Annotated in this window: 17 protein-coding genes, 1 tRNA gene and 4 pseudogenes; 9 read left to right on the top strand and 13 right to left on the bottom strand. The window is 55.4% G+C overall.

Going from position 1 to position 17,611, the window contains the following annotated elements:
- Window positions 1–31: 31 nt before the first annotated feature.
- Together KB892_RS22720 and iolE are read left to right on the top strand one after the other, a co-directional pair.
- Window positions 32–916 carry a sugar phosphate isomerase/epimerase family protein gene (locus KB892_RS22720; protein ID WP_004152193.1) on the top strand — a complete coding sequence of 295 codons (885 nt, stop codon included), beginning with the start codon at window positions 32–34 and terminating at the stop codon, window positions 914–916.
- 23 nt (window positions 917–939) lie between these two features.
- Window positions 940–1,839, top strand: coding sequence for a myo-inosose-2 dehydratase (iolE, locus tag KB892_RS22715; RefSeq protein WP_002886970.1), 900 nt, complete (start codon window positions 940–942; stop codon window positions 1,837–1,839).
- 143 nt (window positions 1,840–1,982) lie between these two features.
- On the opposite strand, the gene KB892_RS22710 is transcribed toward iolE, so the two are convergent.
- The 8 genes from KB892_RS22710 to KB892_RS22675 all read right to left on the bottom strand — a co-directional run bounded on the left by KB892_RS22710 (window position 1,983) and on the right by KB892_RS22675 (window position 10,369).
- Complete coding sequence (locus KB892_RS22710) at window positions 1,983–3,293, bottom strand: ABC transporter substrate-binding protein (protein WP_002886974.1); 1,311 nt, start codon at window positions 3,291–3,293, stop codon at window positions 1,983–1,985.
- The gene (locus KB892_RS22705) at window positions 3,286–4,359 is read right to left on the bottom strand and encodes an ABC transporter ATP-binding protein (RefSeq protein WP_002886975.1); all 1,074 of its coding nucleotides are present in this window, start codon (window positions 4,357–4,359) and stop codon (window positions 3,286–3,288) included. The genes KB892_RS22710 and KB892_RS22705 overlap by 8 nt, the downstream gene beginning before the upstream one ends.
- A 5-nt stretch (window positions 4,360–4,364) precedes the next feature.
- Window positions 4,365–5,189, bottom strand: coding sequence for a phosphodiesterase (locus KB892_RS22700; RefSeq protein WP_002886979.1), 825 nt, complete (start codon window positions 5,187–5,189; stop codon window positions 4,365–4,367).
- A 10-nt stretch (window positions 5,190–5,199) separates the two neighbouring features.
- Window positions 5,200–6,087, bottom strand: coding sequence for a carbohydrate ABC transporter permease (locus KB892_RS22695; RefSeq protein WP_002886980.1), 888 nt, complete (start codon window positions 6,085–6,087; stop codon window positions 5,200–5,202).
- Entirely contained in the window at window positions 6,077–6,961 is an 885-nt protein-coding gene (locus tag KB892_RS22690; RefSeq protein ID WP_004152194.1) for a carbohydrate ABC transporter permease, read from the bottom strand. The genes KB892_RS22695 and KB892_RS22690 overlap by 11 nt, the downstream gene beginning before the upstream one ends.
- A 130-nt stretch (window positions 6,962–7,091) precedes the next feature.
- Entirely contained in the window at window positions 7,092–8,111 is a 1,020-nt protein-coding gene (gene ahr, locus KB892_RS22685) for an NADPH-dependent aldehyde reductase Ahr (RefSeq protein ID WP_004177639.1), read from the bottom strand.
- A gap of 111 nt (window positions 8,112–8,222) precedes the next feature.
- Window positions 8,223–9,692: a SulP family inorganic anion transporter gene (locus tag KB892_RS22680; RefSeq protein WP_004152195.1), complete on the bottom strand. Its 1,470-nt coding sequence runs from the start codon at window positions 9,690–9,692 to the stop codon at window positions 8,223–8,225.
- On the bottom strand, window positions 9,689–10,369 hold the full coding sequence (locus KB892_RS22675; protein ID WP_004152196.1) for a carbonic anhydrase: 681 nt from the start codon (window positions 10,367–10,369) through the stop codon (window positions 9,689–9,691). The genes KB892_RS22680 and KB892_RS22675 overlap by 4 nt, the downstream gene beginning before the upstream one ends.
- Window positions 10,370–10,944: 575 nt before the next feature.
- On the opposite strand from KB892_RS22675, the gene KB892_RS22670 reads away from it, so the two are divergent.
- Together KB892_RS22670 and KB892_RS22665 are read left to right on the top strand one after the other, a co-directional pair.
- Window positions 10,945–11,029: transfer RNA gene (locus KB892_RS22670), tRNA-Leu, on the top strand.
- 164 nt (window positions 11,030–11,193) lie between these two features.
- Window positions 11,194–12,369: pseudogene (locus tag KB892_RS22665) on the top strand (tyrosine-type recombinase/integrase); the annotation flags it as partial.
- On the opposite strand, the gene KB892_RS31550 reads toward KB892_RS22665, so the two are convergent.
- Both KB892_RS31550 and KB892_RS22660 read right to left on the bottom strand, forming a co-directional pair.
- Window positions 12,336–12,521, bottom strand: a complete 186-nt coding sequence (locus KB892_RS31550) for a hypothetical protein (protein WP_141243603.1) — start codon at window positions 12,519–12,521, stop codon at window positions 12,336–12,338. The pseudogene KB892_RS22665 and the gene KB892_RS31550 sit on opposite strands and share 34 nt — an antisense overlap.
- Window positions 12,503–13,483: an IS5-like element ISKpn26 family transposase gene (locus tag KB892_RS22660; protein ID WP_000019445.1), complete on the bottom strand. Its 981-nt coding sequence runs from the start codon at window positions 13,481–13,483 to the stop codon at window positions 12,503–12,505. The genes KB892_RS31550 and KB892_RS22660 overlap by 19 nt, the downstream gene beginning before the upstream one ends.
- A gap of 67 nt (window positions 13,484–13,550) precedes the next feature.
- Here KB892_RS22660 and KB892_RS22655 point away from each other — a divergent pair.
- Together KB892_RS22655 and KB892_RS22650 are read left to right on the top strand one after the other, a co-directional pair.
- Window positions 13,551–14,402 (top strand): annotated as a pseudogene (locus tag KB892_RS22655) (IS3 family transposase); the annotation flags it as partial.
- Window positions 14,403–14,420: 18 nt separating this feature from the next.
- A pseudogene (locus KB892_RS22650) lies at window positions 14,421–14,744 on the top strand (phospholipase D-like domain-containing protein); the annotation flags it as partial.
- 191 nt (window positions 14,745–14,935) lie between these two features.
- Here KB892_RS22650 and KB892_RS22645 read toward each other — a convergent pair.
- Genes KB892_RS22645 through KB892_RS22635 form a run of 3 tightly spaced genes read right to left on the bottom strand, consistent with a single transcriptional unit; the run spans window position 14,936 to window position 16,441 of the window.
- Window positions 14,936–15,415, bottom strand: a complete 480-nt coding sequence (locus KB892_RS22645) for an Hcp family type VI secretion system effector (protein WP_002887049.1) — start codon at window positions 15,413–15,415, stop codon at window positions 14,936–14,938.
- A 2-nt stretch (window positions 15,416–15,417) separates the two neighbouring features.
- Window positions 15,418–15,765: a hypothetical protein gene (locus KB892_RS22640; protein ID WP_004199257.1), complete on the bottom strand. Its 348-nt coding sequence runs from the start codon at window positions 15,763–15,765 to the stop codon at window positions 15,418–15,420.
- A 1-nt stretch (window position 15,766) separates the two neighbouring features.
- Window positions 15,767–16,441, bottom strand: coding sequence for a hypothetical protein (locus tag KB892_RS22635; protein ID WP_004152211.1), 675 nt, complete (start codon window positions 16,439–16,441; stop codon window positions 15,767–15,769).
- Window positions 16,442–16,892: 451 nt separating this feature from the next.
- Here KB892_RS22635 and KB892_RS22630 point away from each other — a divergent pair, with 451 nt between their 5' ends.
- The 3 genes and pseudogenes from KB892_RS22630 to KB892_RS22625 form a co-directional block, all read left to right on the top strand.
- A complete protein-coding gene (locus KB892_RS22630; protein ID WP_016197693.1) occupies window positions 16,893–17,270 on the top strand; it encodes a DUF2778 domain-containing protein in 378 nt (125 codons plus the stop codon).
- On the top strand, window positions 17,245–17,511 hold the full coding sequence (locus KB892_RS31235) for a hypothetical protein (protein WP_002887057.1): 267 nt from the start codon (window positions 17,245–17,247) through the stop codon (window positions 17,509–17,511). The genes KB892_RS22630 and KB892_RS31235 overlap by 26 nt, the downstream gene beginning before the upstream one ends.
- 1 nt (window position 17,512) lies before the next feature.
- A pseudogene (locus KB892_RS22625) lies at window positions 17,513–17,605 on the top strand (type VI secretion system tube protein Hcp); the annotation flags it as partial.
- Window positions 17,606–17,611 lie beyond the last annotated feature (6 nt).

The following is a 17,611-nucleotide window of genomic DNA, read 5'->3' as shown; positions in this document are numbered from 1 at the left end:
CTGACGGAACTTCTTTGCACAGGTAACGACGATGAAAATTGCCTTTGATGTGGATGTCATTAAGGACCTCGGGATCACCCGCATGGTCCATCAGGTAGCGGAGTGGGGCTACAAGTACATTGAACAGTCGCCGCACCCGCAGATTAACCCGTTCTACAAGCACCCGCGCGCCAGCCGGGAGATCATGGCGGAGTACAAGCAGGCGCTGCGCGATACCGGCCTTGAGCTGTCGTCGTTTATCTGCGTCTACCGCTGGTCCGGTCCGGACGAACTGCGCCGTCAGGCGGCGGTGAAAAACTGGAAACGGCTGGTGGAAATTGCGGTAGAGATGGGCGTTCAGGTGATCAACACCGAGTTCTCCGGCGATCCGAATCAGCCTGAGATCTGCGATGAAATGTTCTATCGCTCAATGGAAGAGCTGTTGCCGATTTTTGAGCGGGAAGGCATCCGCGTGGAGATCCAGGCGCATCCCTGGGATTTCTGCGAAGAGAACAATGAAACCGTCGATATCGTGAAGTCGTTCCGCAGCGATAACGTGAAGTACGTCTACAGCGTGCCGCACACCTTTTTCTACGACAAAGGCGTCGGCGACGTGGCGAGCATGCTGCGCTATGCCGGGAGCGATCTCTCCCATGTCCTGATTGCGGATACCCGCAACCATACGAAACATTGCCGCTATATCGTTAACCCGCCGGGCGTGGATGCCGTGGTGCACCAGCACGTAGGCGTCGGGGAAGGGGATGTGGATTTCGACGCGCTGTTCCGCACCCTGCGCGAAATGAAATTCGCCGAGCAGACCTTCAAGGTCGGCGGGGAGCCGATTGTCGCCACCTCGCTGTTTGGCTACCCGGAAAAAATGAAATACCAGGCAGTGGAAACCCGTGAACTTATTGAACGTGAATTGCTGCGCCGCTAAGGCGCAGCGGCAGGAGCCCTACTATGAACAAAGATAACGTCAAACTGGCTATCGCCCCAATCGGCTGGACTAACGATGATATGCCGGAGCTCGGCAGCGAAAACACCTTCCAGCAGATCGTCAGCGAAATGGCGCTGGCCGGCTTTACCGGCAGCGAAGTCGGCAGCAAATATCCGCGCGACCCGGCGGTTCTCAAGCCGATGCTGGATATCCGCGGCATTCAGATCTGCAACGCCTGGTTCAGCACCTTTTTCGCCAACGGCCAGCGGGAAAAAACCATTGATGAATTCGTCAATCACATGAACTTCCTTCATGCGATGGGCGCGAAAGTGATTGGCTGCTCCGAGCAGAGCGGCAGCATCCAGGGGCTGGATAAACCGATCCTCGGCGATGCGAAGCCGTGCTTCAGCGACGAAGAGTGGCAGCGGGTGGCGGAAGGCTACAACACCCTCGGCCGCCTGGCGGCGGAGAAGGGAATGCAGGTCTGTCTGCATCACCACATGGGCACCGGCATTCAGACCACCGCGGAAATCGACAAATTTATGTCGCTGGTGGACGAGCGCGTCTTCCTGCTGTTCGACACCGGCCACGCCTGGTATTCCGAAGGCGGCGAAGCGCCGATGCTGGCGATCCTCAAAAAGTATCTGCCGCGCATCAACCACGTCCACCTGAAAGACGTCCGCCCGCCGGTGATCGACCAGGTGCGCCGCGACGGCCTGTCGTTCCTCGACGGCGTGAAAAAAGGCACCTTCACCGTCCCGGGCGACGGGGTGATCGATTTCCGTCCGGTGTTCAAGCTGCTGGACGACTTTGGCTATAAAGGCTGGATGGTAGTGGAAGCCGAGCAGGATCCTGCTCTGGCCAATCCTTTCGAATACGCCGTCAAAGCGCGCAAATATATTCGCGAAACGGCAGGGATCTAATCGTTGTGACATTTTCAGGCCATACCGGGTATGGCCTGCTTTTTTCCTTTCTCAACCGGACCCAGGGCTTAACCACAGCGCCGGACAGTTCCCTCTCCCTCAGGGAGAGGGCCGGGGTGAGGATGACGATGACGGGTAAAGCGTCACTTCACTTCCGCCAGCGCGGTCTTGTCCACATACGGTTTCATCAGCGCGTCGGCTTCCTTCTGCGCCGCCTGCACCGCCGCTTCCGGCGTCACTTTGGCATCATTGACCACCGCCGCCAGCTGGTTCTCCATCGCCTTACGCACCGCCACGGTCTCCCAGGTGGAGTACCATGGATGGGCGTACTTCAGCTGCTCAAGGGCGATCGCCGCCCGCGGATCCTGCTGCAGATAGGCCTTCATCTCCGGCGTATCGTATGACGCCTTGCGCGGCGAGAAGTAGCCGGTGAAGCGGCTCCACGCGCCGTTCACCTCGGGGCTCACCAGATAGGTCAGGAACTGATACGCCGCTTTCTTCTGCGCCTCGTTGATGCCTTTAAAGCTCACCAGGCTGGCGCCGCCGATCGGCACCGCACGCTGCTCTTTGGCCGGCAGCATCGCTACCCCAAGCTCAAAGTCTTTGCTGTTCTCGCGCATAAAGCCCAGCGCGCCGGTGCTGAGCATCGCCATCCCGAGCTTGCCGGAGAAGAACGCGGCGCTGATCTGCTTCGAGTTCAAGACCCCGGACGGCATCACCTTGTCCTTGTAGATCAGATCCTGCCAGAAGCGCAGGGCGCCGATGGCGGTCGGCGAGTTGTAATAGACCTCGCCCGGATAGTCTTCGTTAAAGTATTTCCCGCCGTTGGCGCGCACCAGTGCCGAGAAGATCCAGCCGCCGTAGTCGTCGTTGGTCGACGGCAGCATGATCCCCCACTGGCCTTTGCTCTCGTCGGTCAGCTTTTTGGCATCAGCCAGCAGCTCGGCCCAGGTCTGGGGCGGCTGTTTGATCCCGGCTTGATCGAACATCGTCTTGTTGTAGTAGAGGATCGGCGTCGAGTTATGGAACGGGATCGCATAGGTGGTGCCCATCACCTGGGCGTTCTTATGCATCGCGGGCCAGAATTCCTTTTGCAGAAAATCGCCGGCCTTTTGATCGCCATATTTAAACAGCTCGTCCATCGGCAGGATCTCATCTTTCAGCGCCAGATCGGTGGTGAAGTTGGCGGACATGATCACCAGCGCCGGCGGCTGGCCGGCCTTCTGCGCCGATTCGGCTTTGATCTTGGTGGTGTCGTAGTTGCCGGTGAAGATCCCGCGCACTTCGACATCCTGCTGCGAGTCGTTGAATTGCTTAATGACGCGGGTCATCTCCATGGTCAGCTTGCCGTCCACCGGCGCCGGGAACATGAAGTCTATTTTCTCTTTTGCCAGCGCCGCGCCGCTCAGGGCAAGGCTGAGGCCAACCGCGACTAGCGTAAAAGGTTTAAACATGATTACACTCCATCAATAAATTATGCTGGGTCTCAGCATGAAAAAGATGCACATCGGCAGGCGAGAAGCCGATCTGTAGCGACTCGCCTTTCTCCGGCACCGTGCCGCGGTGGCGGCGGCTAAAGCGCAGGGTGCCGATCGGGGTGCTGACGTGGAGCAGGTAATCGGCCCCCATCAGTTCTCGTTGCAGAACGGTGGCCGGCAGGCGCAGATGGCCCTCCTCCACGCGGTCGGTAATATGTTCCGGGCGAACGCCCAGCCAGACGCGGGTCTGATCCCGGTGGCGCGGCGGCAGCGGATGGCGTTGTTCGCCAAGCTGAACGTTGCCGTCAACGCAGGGGAGCGATAGCAGATTCATTGCCGGTGAACCGATAAATCCGGCCACGAACAGATTGGCCGGGTTGGCATACAGATATTCTGGCCGTCCTACCTGCTGCACGTGGCCGCCGTTCATCACCACGATGCGGTCGGCCATCGACATCGCCTCGGTCTGATCGTGGGTCACATAGATGGTGCTGGTTTTCAGCTGCTGGTGGAGCGCCATAATGCTGTCGCGCACTTCGCTGCGCAGGCGGGCGTCGAGGTTGGAGAGCGGCTCGTCCATCAGGAACAGCCGCGGATTGCGCACAATCGCCCGGGCCATCGCCACCCGCTGGCGCTGGCCGCCGGAGAGCTTCGCCGGTTTGCGGTCGAGCAGCGCCTCCAGCTGCAGCATCTGCGCCACTTTGTCCACCCGCGGCTGCCAGCTGCTTTTCTCTTCCTTGCGCACCTTCATGCCGAAGGTGATGTTGTCGCGCACCGACAGATGGGGGAACAGGGCATAGTTCTGGAAGATCATCGCGAAGTTGCGCTCGCGCGGCGTGGTGGCGGTGATGTTCTCATCATGCAGCCAGATTTGTCCTTCGCTGACCGGCTCCAGCCCGGCGAGCAGGCGCAGCAGGGTGCTTTTCCCGCAGCCCGACGGGCCGACCAGCACCACGAATTCGCCTTCGTGAATATCCAGCGACAGGGCGCTGAGCGCCGGTTTGCCGTCGAAACGTTTACTGATGTTTTGCAGACTGAGCATGGCGGTTAGCGCTCTTCCGTTGGGCAACTGATGTTTTCGTCGTACAGCCACGGCCCGGCGTAGTGGGCCAGCGAGTGCTGGTAGCTCACCCACTGCTCACCGACCTGACGGTGCATCAGGCACGAGGCCGGGGAGAGGTCGTAATAGGGCCGGGTGTCTTCGTGGCAGTACGGCACCTGATGGACGGTGCCGGGAATGGTGGAGATCAGCGCCTGGCGATACTGGGTCATGGTCAGGCTGTGGTTGTGGCCGCAGAAGATGCGCGTCAGCGACGGAAAACGCTCCACCAGCGCCAGCAGACGGTGGCCGTTTTCGCAGGCGATCGGGTCCATCTGCGCATTGCCCAGCGGCAGCGGCGGGTGGTGCATAAAGATCGTTGCCGGTTTGTCGCCGCCCTCGAACAGTTGCGCCTCCAGCCAGCTGATGGTCTCGTCGGTCAGCCAGCCTTTTGACGTGCCGGCATGACTGGAGTCGATAAACAGCAGGCGGGTGGCGAAGTCATCCACCGCATAGCGCATATTTTGCGGATCGTTGCCCAGCTGCGGGCACAGCGGATGAAGATGCTCGAGAAAATGGGCTTTGTCGTCGTGGTTGCCGGGGATCAGATACAGCGGATAGTTCAGGCTGCCGAGGATCTGGCGGGCCACCTGATACTCCTCCGGGCGGCCGCAGTTGACGATATCCCCGCTCACCACCACCGCGTCCGGGCGCTCGCGCAGCGCGTTAAGCTGGGAGACCACGTCGGCGTTGGCGGCATTGACGTCGATAAAGCCGTACAGCTTCTCGCCGCGGCTGCGGAAATGGGTATCGGAAATGTGCGCTAACAGCATGAATCACTCCTTATTTGATCCCGGAGAAGCCGAAGCTCCGCAGGAACTGTTTCTGAAAAAGGATGAACGCCAGCATCAGCGGCAGGCAGACCATCAGCGTCCCGGCGCCGATGGTGCCCCACTGGCCGCCGGATTCGGCGCCCATGGCGAAAGAGACCAGCCCGACGGTCAGCACCTGCTTATCGGGATCGTTGAGCATCATCAGCGGCCACAGGTACTCGTTCCAGTGGTAGGTAATGCTGACGGTGGCGAAGGCCAGCACCGACGGCCAGGACATCGGCAGCAGTACGCGGAACAGCACCTGCCACCAGCGGCAGCCCTCCATCAGCGCCGCCTCCTCCAGCTCTTTCGGAATGGCGAGGAACGCCTGACGCATCAGGAACACGCCGAACGCCGAGGTGAAGTAGGGCATCATCACCCCGGTGAGGGTGTTGAGCAGGCCGAAGGTTTTCAGGGTCAGCATGTTCGGCACCATCATCACCACCGGCATGATCATCAGCTGCACCAGGAACAGGAGAAACAGCGTCTGCTTGCCGCGAAACTCGTGGCAGGCGAAGACGTAGCCGGCGGTGGTGATGGTCAACAGCTGCACGAAGAAGGTGCCGAAGGTGAAGATAAGGGTGTTGGCGTACAGGCTCAGCCAGTCGGCGCTGTTCCAGGCGTCGCGGAAGTTATCGAGAGTCAGCGGCAGGCGGGGCAGCAGCGACGCCATATCGTCGCCGAAGGTGGTGGCGCTGAACGAGGTCGCCAGCATCCAGATAAACGGGCTGACCCACAGCAGCGCCAGGCAGCACATTAATACTGTGAGCGTAAAGGGCGACGAGCGGCGCAGGCGCAGCCACAGCGGACGGGCGGCGGCGGGCGTGCGGACCAGCAGCGGCGAGATTTCAGCGCTCATAGTGGGCTCCTTTCTCCAGCAGTTTCAGGTTAATCAGCGAGAAGGCGAACAGCCCGGCCAGGGTGAGGAAGGTGGCGGCGGAGGCTTTACCGAGGTCGTGGGTATCCCAGGCGAGATTCTGGATGTAATAGAGCAGCACGGTGGTGGCGTTGTCCGGCCCGCCGCGGGTCATCACCGCCACGTGGTCTATCTGGGTGATGGAGTAGATCAGCGCGGTGGTGATCACAAAGCTCAGGGTCGGGCGCAGCAGCGGTAGCGTGACCTTAAAAAAGACCTGCGTGCGGGTAGCCCCCTCCATCAGCGCCGCTTCCCGCGTCGAGGCCGGAATGCTCTGCAGCCCGGCGAGGAAAAACAGCATGTAGTAGCCGGCGAACTTCCACACGCCGATCAGCGCCAGGGCCAGCAGCGCGCTGTTGCTGCGTCCCAGCCAGTTGTTGTTCATCGGCCCGAACAGCTTCGCCAGATAGTGGTCGAGCAGGCCGAGGCCGGGCATAAAGATAAACAGCCACAGCGCGGCGGCGCTGACCATCGGGATAATCATCGGGAAGAAAAAGGCGGTGCGCAGCCAGCGGTTGACGCGATGGTTCTCGCTCAGCGCCACCGCCAGCAGCAGGGCGAGGGTCACCCCGGGCACTACCGTCAGCAGGATATAGAGCAGATTATTGACCAGCGACTGCCAGAAAACGCCGTCGGCAAACAGGCGGGAGAAGTTATCCAGCCCGACGTACTGCGCGCCGTCGCTGGCCATGCGGGTATCAAACAGGCTGTCATACACCGAACGCCCCAGCGGGAACCAGGTAAACAGCAGTAAAAACAGCAGGGAAGGCGACAGGATCAGCCAGGGAAGCCAGGTCTTTCTCATGGTGACGCGCATCTCGTTCAGCCATTTATCGAAGCCCGGATTGTGGGAAGCAATGACTACAGAGGCATGGCGGGGAGATGACGGTTTGATGAAGCAACGGGGAAAACGCCGGGCGAGCGGGCCGCCCGGCGGGAGAGAATCATCAGAAGTCGGCTTTCAGCACCGCGCGGTAGCGGGCTTTGCCTTCGCGAACGTGCTTCAGCGCTTCGTTAATTTGCGACATCGGGAACAGCTCGGTGGTCGGAGCCACTTTGCTGCGCCCGGCAAACTTCATCAGCGTGCGCAGTTCGGACGGATTACCGGTCGCCGAGCCGGAGATGCTGCGGTCGCCGCCGATCAGGGTAAAGGCCGGCACCGGGAACGGCTTCATCACCGCGCCGACGGTATGGAAGTTGCCGCCGTAAGCCAGGGCTTCGAAGTACGGCTGCCAGTCGAGGTCCACCGCCACGGTGTTGATGATCAGGTCGAACTGACCGGCCAGCGCTTTTAAGGCTTCCGGATCGCGGCTGTTGACCACGCGATCGGCGCCCATCGCCAGCACTTCCTGCTCTTTGGCCGGGTTGGAGCTGAAGGCGGTCACTTCCGCGCCCATCGCCCGCAGCAGCTTAATGGCGATATGGCCGAGGCCGCCGATGCCGATCACCCCGACGCGGCTGGTGGCGGTGACGTGGTGGGTCAGCAGCGGTTTAAAGACGGTGATGCCGCCGCACAGCATCGGGCCGGCGGACGCCAGATCGATGCTCTCCGGCAGGGGGATCACCCACTGCCAGTCGGCGCGCAGCTTATTGGCGAAGCCGCCGCGGTTGAGAATGGTCGGCACCGAGCCTTCCAGACAGTTGATCTGGTTGCCGCTGATGCAGGCGTCGCAATGGCCGCAGCTGCGCGCCGTCCAGCCGATGCCGACCTTCTGGCCAATCTTCAGCCCTTTATCCTGCGCCGCGCTGCCCAGCGCCGCCACCCGGCCAATCACCTCGTGACCGGCCACCAGCGGGTAGCTCGACATCCCCCATTCGTTGTCGATCATCGACAGGTCTGAATGGCAGATCCCGCAGTATTCCACTTCAACTTCGACATCTTCCGGCTGTAGCTCGCCGGCATCGTATTCCCACAGCGACAGATCGGCGCCCGCTTCTTTGGCGGCGTAGCTTTTAATGATGGTCATGTTCATTTCCTTGGGGTTGGCGTGATAACCCAGAAAGTGTAGAGCATGGTATTCCCAGGCGCTTGGCAATCGGAGGGGTCGCGAAGCGGGCGGACCAGCCGCCCGTTAAGGTCAGCGGCTGGCCAGCGGCCACTGATTAAGGCGGATGCCGCGCTGCGGGGCGTTCTCGGCAAAATCATCCAGCACCGCCCGCACGTCCGGGTCGAGATAGCCGACGCTGTCGTGCTCGACGATCACCACGCTCTTTTCCGGAATCTTCGCCAGCAGGGCCAGCAGATGCGGATTGTGCATAAAGGTCAGATTCTGCTGGATGCGCAGCACGTAGTGGTCATCGTAGCGCGCCAGCTGCAGCGAGTGGCGATGGCTGCGCCAGAGACTGAATGCCATCTGGGTGGCAAGACCAATCCCGATCCCCGCCAGCATGCCGCAGGCGATAATCCCGCCGATGGTGGCGAGGAACGGGACGTACTGCGCCGCCCCCTGGCGGAACTGCTCGATGAACAGCCGCGGGGTCGCCAGCTTATAGCCGGTATAGAGCAGCACGGCGGCGAGGCTGGCGAGCGGGATTAAGGTTAGCAGGCCGCTGAACCACAGGCCGCAGATCAGCAGCAGCACGCCGTGGATAAAGATCGACAGTTTGCTCTGCGCGCCATTGCTGACGTTCACCGAGCTGCGGACGATCACCGCGGTGATCGGCATCGCCCCCAGCACGCCGGAGAGCAGATTGCCCACGCCCTGGGCGACCATTTCACGGTTCGGCGAAGGCGGCGGATTTTGCGGGCGCAGCTTTTTCAGCGCCTCCTGGCTGAGCAGGGTTTCGAGGCTGGCGACCAGCGCCAGGGTCACCGCCACCACCCACACCGACGGATTGCGCCACGCGCTCCATGCGGGAGACTCCAGCTCGCCCAGCAGGTCGCCGAGGCTGCCGAACGCCGGCAGGGTAATACGCGGTAGGGCGGCCAGCTGCTGCGGCGCAAAATGGGTCAGCAGCAGGGTGGTCACGCAGCCGAGCAGGACGGCGATCAGCGGCCCGGGGATCCAGCGCAGGCTCTTCACCCGGCGAATAAGCGGCGAGCCCCACAGCCAGAGCACCAGCAGACCGCCCGCGGCGACGGCGATAGCACTGAGGGAGAAGGTGGCGTTACCCTTCACGATATCAACGAGCCCGGTCTCTTCTGCGCTGCCGAGCGCGACGGGGATCTGCTGAATAATCAGCAGGATGCCGATCGCCGCCAGCATGCCTTTGATGACGCTGGCGGGAACCAGCGAGATAAAGCGCCCGGCCCGCAGGATGCCGAACAGCAGCTGCAGCACGCCGGCCAGCGCCAGCGCCATCAGGAAGAGGGAGAAGGAACCCAGGGATTCAATAGCGGCGACGACGATGGTGACCAGTCCGGCGGCGGGGCCGCTGACGGCGAAGCGGGAGGGGCTGAGGGCAGTGACGACCAGGCCGCCGATGATGCCGGTCAGCAGGCCGACGAAGGGCGGTAAGCCGCTGGCCTGGGCGATGCCGAGGCACAGCGGCAGGGCGACAAGGAAGACGACGATGCCGGCGAGAGAGTCCTGACGAAGCGTGTTCATGGGGCGTGCTCCTGCGGTGAGAGGTGTTCGACGAGGGTGGTTAAATGGCCGGAAGCCAGATCGTAGACGCAGCCGTGCAGGCTGAGCGGTCGCCCGCTGGCGAGCACCGTCTGCACCGGTTCACTCTCCAGCAGAGGGGCGAACTGGGCGCGAACGTTGGCTTCCACCAGGGCGTCCAGCGCATGGCGAGAGCGCTCCGCGTTGGCGCTGGCGCTGGTGCTGGCGCCGGGGGAGGCCGCAACACAACAGTCATCGGCGATCTGCGCAATTTCGTGATGCAGGGTGTGGCGCAGCTGGCCGATGCGGCGAGCCAGCGCCGAGGATTCCTGCGCCAGCGGCAGAGTGGGCAGGGAGAGCGCCGCCTGCACCCCGCCGCAGCCGTAGTGGCCGCAGAGCACCACCCGCTCCACCTCAAGGTAGTCGAGGGCATACTGCAGGACGCTCATGACGTTGTCGTCGGCGGGATCGAGCATGTTGGCGATATTGCGGTGGACAAAGAGCTCGCCGGGCTGGCTGCCGGTGAGCACCTCGGCGGGCACGCGGCTGTCGGAGCAGCCGATCCACAGCGAGTGGGGCCGCTGCCCGTCGACCCATTTTTCGAAATAGTCCGGATCATGCTGACACTTCTGCAGCGCCCAGCTGCGGTTGCGGGCCAGCAAAGGTTTTAACGTCGTCACAAGTATTCTCCTGAGTTAATTCATCGAGTGAATATGTCCATCAAGACTCGTACAGCGACTAGTAAAAATAGTGTTTACCGGAACCCTTCACGCCTGAGGAAAATCCTGGATTAAACGGCAAAAAGAAAACTTTTCATTAATGTAAAGTTATAAAAATATTGATGAAATTAATATTTGACTGCGGAGTGGGTGAGTAATAAAAAGGCATTGATTAAAACTTTCTGGAATATATGGGAATGCGGGTGGGTGGGGTGGGGGGAATAGTTGGGGAGTGGATATTGGGGATGGGTGGGTTGAGTGATTCGGGTGAGAATGGTGTGAGAAAAAATAGAGATGACTTTGAGTGAAGTTTGGGGGGCAAGGGGAAAGGGGAGTGGCTGGCAGGTGGTGCTGGGGTTGTGGGGGTTGTGAGAGGAGGGTTGCTGATGGCAGTCGCGCCCCGGAACGGCGGTAAAAGCTGACGCCGCGCAGGATAGCGCTGTTTTTTTCAACACTTAGCGCAATGACGACACGCTGTCGCTTGCATGACCGCCGCCGACAGGTATAATCCAGAACGTTTCCGCATCCCCTTCAGTGCCGAAGTGGCGAAATCGGTAGACGCAGTTGATTCAAAATCAACCGTAGAAATACGTGCCGGTTCGAGTCCGGCCTTCGGCACCATTAGTACTTCCAAGACCATCCGAGAAAGTCCAATTATCCCTTAAAAATCAATGCTTGCAGCGATTTTTACGTCCTGAGTCGTCCGAGGTTGTCCGTTGAAATCCGGATGTCATTGGGGGCATAATTGGGGGCATCTTAACTTCGATTAGAAATGTGCCCCCAAAATGAAGCTCAACGCCAGGCAGGTAGAGACCGCAAAGCCCAAAGACAAAACCTACAAAATGGCTGATGGCGGCGGTTTGTATCTCGAAGTTTCGGCTAAGGGGTCTAAATACTGGCGCATGAAATACAGACGCCCCTCTGACAAAAAAGAGGATCGCCTTGCTTTTGGTGTTTGGCCAACTGTGACGCTTGCTCAGGCAAGAACCAAGCGCGACGAAGCTAAAAAGCTGTTAGTACAGGGCATTGACCCAAAAGCCGAACAGAAAGAAGCTCAGGCCGAGAATTCGGGGGCATATACTTTCGAAACAATTGCTCGCGAATGGCATGCCAGTAACAAGCGATGGAGTGAAGACCATCGATCGCGCGTTCTTCGCTATCTTGAGCTTTATATCTTCCCTCATATCGGTTCGTCCGACATTCGCCAGCTCAAAACCAGCCACCTGTTAGCCCCGATTAAAAAAGTTGATGCCAGTGGCAAACATGACGTCGCGCAGCGTCTTCAGCAGCGTGTAACGGCCATTATGCGCTATGCCGTTCAGAACGATTACATAGACTCAAACCCGGCCAGTGATATGGCTGGTGCTTTATCAACAACCAAAGCAAGACACTATCCAGCTTTACCCTCTAGCCGTTTCCCTGAATTTCTTGCTCGTCTGGCGGCATATCGTGGTCGTGTAATGACACGGATCGCCGTAGAGCTTTCATTGCTCACTTTTGTACGTTCCAGTGAACTCCGTTTTGCACGTTGGGATGAATTCGATTTTGCTAAATCTCTTTGGCGTATACCTGCAAAGCGTGAAGAAATTAAAGGCGTACGTTACTCCTACCGCGGCATGAAGATGAAAGAGGAACATATAGTTCCGCTTAGTCGACAAGCTATAGTGTTGTTAGAGCAGCTTAAGCAAATCAGTGGTGATAAAGAGCTACTTTTTCCGGGAGATCACGACGCAACGAAGGTCATGAGTGAAAACACAGTAAACGGTGCGTTGCGTGCTATGGGCTATGATACGAAAACAGAGGTCTGTGGGCATGGATTCAGGACGATGGCGCGCGGCGCGCTGGGGGAATCGGGTTTATGGAGTGATGATGCTATAGAACGCCAACTGAGTCATTCAGAGCGTAATAATGTACGTGCAGCATATATTCACACTTCTGAACATTTAGGGAAAGTGCGAATAAGCAGGTCATTTCTTCCCAAGCTGACTCGTTGATTAAAATTTCGCGGATCTGGGCCGATTTTTTTCCCGCAAACACATCGAATCAGCCTATTTAGGCTATTTTTTCCACCATTTCTGGCGTTATTTCCGGTTTTTACTGAGATCTCTCCCACTGACGTATCATTTGGTCCACCCGAAACAGGTTGGCCAGGGTGAATAACATCGCCAGTTGGTTATCGTTTTTCAGCAGCCCCTTGTATCTGGCTTTCACGAAGCCGAACTGCCGCTTGATGATGCGAAACGGGTGCTCCACCCTGGCACGGATGCTGGCTTTCATGTATTCGATGTTGATGGCCGTTTTGTTCTTGCGCGGATGCTGCTTCAAGGTTTTTACCTTGCCGGGACGCTCGGCGATCAGCCAGTCCACATCCACCTCGGCCAGCTCCTCGCGCTGTGGCGCTCCTTGGTAGCCGGCATCGGCTGAGACAAATTGCTCCTCTCCATGCAGCAGATTACCCAGCTGATTGAGGTCATGCTCGTTGGCCGCGGTGGTGACCAGGCTGTGGGTCAGGCCACTCTTGGCATCGACACCAATGTGGGCCTTCATGCCAAAGTGCCACTGATTGCCTTTCTTGGTCTGATGCATCTCCGGATCGCGTTGCTGCTCTTTGTTCTTGGTAGAGCTGGGTGCCTCAATGATGGTGGCATCCACCAAAGTGCCTTGGGTCATCATGACGCCTGCTTCGGCCAGCCAGCGATTGATGGTCTTGAACAATTGACGGGCCAGTTGATGCTGCTCGAGCAGGTGGCGGAAATTCATGATGGTGGTGCGATCCGGCAGGGCGCTATCCAGGGATAATCGGGCAAACAGGCGCATGGAGGCGATTTCGTACAGGGCATCTTCCATGGCACCGTCGCTCAGGTTGTACCAATGCTGCATGCAGTGAATACGCAGCATGGTCTCCAGCGGATAGGGCCGTCGGCCATTGCCCGCCTTGGGATAAAACGGCTCGATGACAGCGGTCATATTCTGCCATGGCAGAATCTGCTCCATGCGGGAGAGGAAAATCTCTTTTCGGGTCTGACGGCGCTTAGTGCTGAATTCACTATCGGCGAAGGTGAGTTGATGGCTCATGATGTCCCTCTGGGATGCGCTCCGGATGAATATGATGATCTCATATCAGGAACTTGTTCGCACCTTCCCTTTAAAACCAGCGATAAAGCGTGAACTCGTCAGCTATCTGACGACGCAATTTGCCATAAGTTTACGCCAGGCCTGCAGGACGTTATCGCTGAGCAGGACGGTGTATTTTTATTAGCCCGATACCCGGCGTGATGAACCCGAGATCCACGCGCTGACTGAACTGGCAGAACGCTATCCGCGCTACGGTTTTAAGAAGCTGTTCCAGCTGCTGCGCAGGCAGGGCAATACCTGGAACCATAAATGTGTTCACCGGATTTATTGCCTGCTGAAACTGAATTTTCGTCGCAAGGGAAAACAGCGGCTGCCAGTGCGTAATTCAGCACCCCTGGCGACACCGCAAGCGTTAAACCAGAGCTGGCCCATCGATTTTATGTACGACGCGTTGGTCTGCGGCAGACGCTTCCGGACCTTCAATGTGGTGGACGATTTTAACCGTGAAGCACTGGCGATAGAAATCAACCGGAATATCCCGGCTCAGCGAATCATCCGGGTGCTGGACAGGATCGTGGCAAACCGCGGCTATCCGCTGAAAATGCGGATGGACAACGGGCCAGAACTGGTCTCGCGGGCACTGGCACAATGGGCCGAAGAACATGGCGTGCAGCTCGAATTTATTAAACCGGGTAAACCTACACAAAATGCTTTTATCGAACGGTTCAACCGGACATACCGGACAGAAATTCTGGATTTTTACCTGTTCAGAACACTGAATGAAGCACGGGAAATTACCGAGCGCTGGCTGATAGAATATAACAACGAGCGGCCTCATGAGTCCCTGAACAACCTGACGCCGGAAGAGTACCGGCTGATGGCTGAAAAACCGGAACTCTCAAAAAGTGCGTGGAACTAAAACAGGTGTGCTTAAAGTGGTATCGACATTACTGTCGTAACGGATAAAAGCTTTAATACCCAAAACGTCAGTTATGAAAAGCGCAAAGCAAAACAGCAGCGCCTTAATGATGCAGTGGAAAAACTAAATGCGCTGGGCATTGTGACTATGTTGGTCAACCGTGTTCACAGTAAAATCGTGATTGGTGATGAAGGGCTGCTGTGCATAGGATCGTTCAACTGGTTTAGCGCTACGCGTGATGAGAAGTACAAACGATACGATACGTCGATGGTATACCGTGGCGAAAGCTTACAAGCGGAAATTAAAACGATTTATTCCAGCCTGGAGCAGCGGAAGTTATAGGGGCTTATCGCAATGCAGGTATCGAATGTGTTGAATTAATTTAGCGCTACTCAAGGAGGTATAGCTTCAAGATACTATGCCTCCAAACCATGCGGTTGCATTTGGATGGCTTGTTTGGCGAGGGTGGTTTAAATAATCAGTTGAACTCAGAAAAGGCCACTTTTTTGAATGGCCTTTAGTCTAAGGGGAATTTATGCCGTTGCCCTGTGGTTCCAGGAATCTTTGTAAATGATATTCCCATCGCAATGTTTCCAGGTGATGGCCTCATACCTTAACTGAATCGTCTCGCTGTGCGTACCTGTACCAGAATCAGGAAATAAGTTGGGGGTAATTCCGGTTACTTTTACATTCTCTAATGTAATATTAAAATATTCGCTTTCAACACCTGCATCAAGGATCTGATACATCTTTATGGTTGCCGACTTTAATGTTTGGTTCTCACTCAGCGCTTTGTATAAAAGGGGCGTTGTTTTATCAAAATCTTTCTGTACCGTAATAGGCGTATGTACTCTGGTTCCTGTTAATCTCCCGGTGTTTCCATCCACAGGAATGGATAGGTGGTGCGTTACCGCTTTTAATTCAATAGCGCCAATACGCCCTGTAACGAGAGAACTACCCGTTATAGGGGAGCCGTTTGTATCGGTTAGCCAAAGATATGCTGGATTTGACATGATTATTCCTTATCTCTATTTATAAATGAAGGTAAACAAAACATTATAATGACCCATAAAAACAGACCAATAACCTTAACCGGCCACGGGTCAAGTAAGGCTATGCAAACAATAGCGCCAATAATTAATAGTGGGCCTGATAGTAAATTAAAAATACCGCTTAACACACCTATCTTTGTTCCCAGTAATCTATTCAATGCAATGGCGATGATATAAGCGCTACCGATTATAATCGTCACTGCGATTATTTTATTCTGCCAGTTATTAAACTCAGTCAGGCAAATAAAGCATGTGGTAATAATATAGGTGCAGAGAACTATATCGACGAGTGGCGTGATGATTTTTTTCATATCACCCAGCCTTAGCATTCGTATTTAAATGATCTTCCACTCTTTTCATAATCTTGTCGAATACGGGGTTGCCCTCGGTGTACCCTGCATGGATGGCATCCACAAAAGGTTGTACCGCATCGGCAAATAAGAAATAAAGCAGATCATAATCGCGGGGTCTTAACAACGAGTATACCTCGGGCTCTTCATTCCTGAGTTTATCAGACGTCCTGATGGATCGCTCTGCCATTCCACCAAACAAGAGGATAGTACTTAAAAAGGCTATTGGATTCCCTTTCCCCTTAAATACTACATAAGTAAATGACGTTTTTTCTATAACGGCTTTAGCGATGTTCGATGCGATAATATTCGTAGAGATTCTACCCACGATAGAGGTAACTACACTTCTGTATATTCTATCTTGTTCTGATTCGGATAGATATTTATTAAATAACTGAAAGATTAATTTAACTGCATTAACGATATTTTCATAGTTAAGAATGTCATGTCTTATCGCGGTCATCATACGGATTCTTTCTGTTTCACGTTCATATCTTGTATCCGTATCAAAGATACCGTAAATCAGATAACCATAATCTAAAGGAACAGATAATCCACCATTGATAAGCCCTGTAACTGTATCAGGAGAGATAATGATGTTATATAACTTCCGCGCTATCCCTTCTATGTCTGCCATATAGCTATCCTATGTTTAAATAAATGACTGAGGATGTACATCATTTTTGCAAGAAATAATCGATGGTAATTTACAAGAGAATAAGTAACTTGATAAGTGTTACTATAACCTAATTGTTACAAATTGTATTGCAAAATGATTTTGAACCATTGATTTAAATAAGGCTTAAAACAGCATAGTATATCACTTTACGGTTGATTATTATGATGAATTATCTTGGTGTGAGATGTATTAATTTAATAAATAATAAAGCGCATATAAGTATTCGATAAGTGATTGGATACGCAAAAAATTTGGATGTTAAAATTATTGGTTTATATGTATTTGCTCTGACTTGTTCATGGCAGAAACGGGTTATGACTCATGAACAGGCGGTTTATGTGAACACATCGACAGCATCATGTTGTGCCGTCGATATCCTTCACGAGCAAACATTGACGGATTCACCAGAGTGATATCCGCTTCCGGCGTGAGAGCGGGGGCTACAGCCGATTCTTTGAAAATAAATAAAAGCAGGGCTAATACCAATCGTTTCATTACGTCCTGCCGCGAACTACGGCGGGGGAATAGCGATTGGTTTGCGTTATGGCGTGACGACCGCGGAATTGACGATGAGACGTGGGTAGAGGGTGTGAAACGTGGTAACTTCCGTTTGCATCCGGGTACGGTTTCCGAGGGTTGTATTACTATCGCCCATAATTCTGATTTTGCCATGATCCGGAATGCGCTTATGAATACATCGTTAGTACAGGTTCCCTGCATCCGTTCCCTGATGGCTCGCGGTTGGGTGGAGGTTGTTGCCAGTGGCTCTAATAACGCTTGCCCGTAAAATCAGTAAGATTATTTATTTTATATTGCTGTTTTTGGTTCTGGGACGTGCACTTCCAAGGCCGGAAATCTATCTCGATTATGATATCGCAAGGGATATTTGCCACTTCTTGTTCGGGAGTGTGAACGCCGATACGATGTATGACACTTTCTTTTATATATCACTGATAATAGTAATATTCCTTTCAGCTGTACTCTACATTATTACATTGCAGCTAATTTCAACGATAAGGAGCAAATGAGATGCCAATTCCTCCGTATATGTGTCTTAAAGACGATGGTGGCGCAGACACGAAAGGAGCTGTTGATGTTCAGGAGCGAGAAGGCAGCATCGAAACCCGC

Source organism: Klebsiella sp. P1927, from assembly GCF_018204675.1.
GTDB classification, from domain to species: domain Bacteria; phylum Pseudomonadota; class Gammaproteobacteria; order Enterobacterales; family Enterobacteriaceae; genus Klebsiella; species Klebsiella pneumoniae.
The sequence above is the reverse complement of the archived record's forward strand: the minus strand, read 5'-3'. Positions and strand labels throughout refer to the sequence as shown.

Bases quoted from the DNA above. Each gene is read 5' to 3' on its own strand.
- KB892_RS22690 (WP_004152194.1), bottom strand. From the start codon at position 6,961: ATGCGCGTCACCATGAGAAAGACCTGGCTTCCCTGGCTGATCCTGTCG.
- KB892_RS22635 (WP_004152211.1), bottom strand. From the start codon at position 16,441: ATGGCAGACATAGAAGGGATAGCGCGGAAGTTATATAACATCATTATC.
- iolE (WP_002886970.1), top strand. From the start codon at position 940: ATGAACAAAGATAACGTCAAACTGGCTATCGCCCCAATCGGCTGGACT.
- KB892_RS22700 (WP_002886979.1), bottom strand. From the start codon at position 5,189: ATGCTGTTAGCGCACATTTCCGATACCCATTTCCGCAGCCGCGGCGAG.
- KB892_RS22710 (WP_002886974.1), bottom strand. From the start codon at position 3,293: ATGTTTAAACCTTTTACGCTAGTCGCGGTTGGCCTCAGCCTTGCCCTG.
- KB892_RS22645 (WP_002887049.1), bottom strand. From the start codon at position 15,415: ATGTCAAATCCAGCATATCTTTGGCTAACCGATACAAACGGCTCCCCT.
- KB892_RS22695 (WP_002886980.1), bottom strand. From the start codon at position 6,087: ATGAGCGCTGAAATCTCGCCGCTGCTGGTCCGCACGCCCGCCGCCGCC.
- KB892_RS22660 (WP_000019445.1), bottom strand. From the start codon at position 13,483: ATGAGCCATCAACTCACCTTCGCCGATAGTGAATTCAGCACTAAGCGC.
- KB892_RS22705 (WP_002886975.1), bottom strand. From the start codon at position 4,359: ATGCTCAGTCTGCAAAACATCAGTAAACGTTTCGACGGCAAACCGGCG.
- KB892_RS22720 (WP_004152193.1), top strand. From the start codon at position 32: ATGAAAATTGCCTTTGATGTGGATGTCATTAAGGACCTCGGGATCACC.
- KB892_RS22680 (WP_004152195.1), bottom strand. From the start codon at position 9,692: ATGAACACGCTTCGTCAGGACTCTCTCGCCGGCATCGTCGTCTTCCTT.
- ahr (WP_004177639.1), bottom strand. From the start codon at position 8,111: ATGACCATCATTAAAAGCTACGCCGCCAAAGAAGCGGGCGCCGATCTG.
- KB892_RS22640 (WP_004199257.1), bottom strand. From the start codon at position 15,765: ATGAAAAAAATCATCACGCCACTCGTCGATATAGTTCTCTGCACCTAT.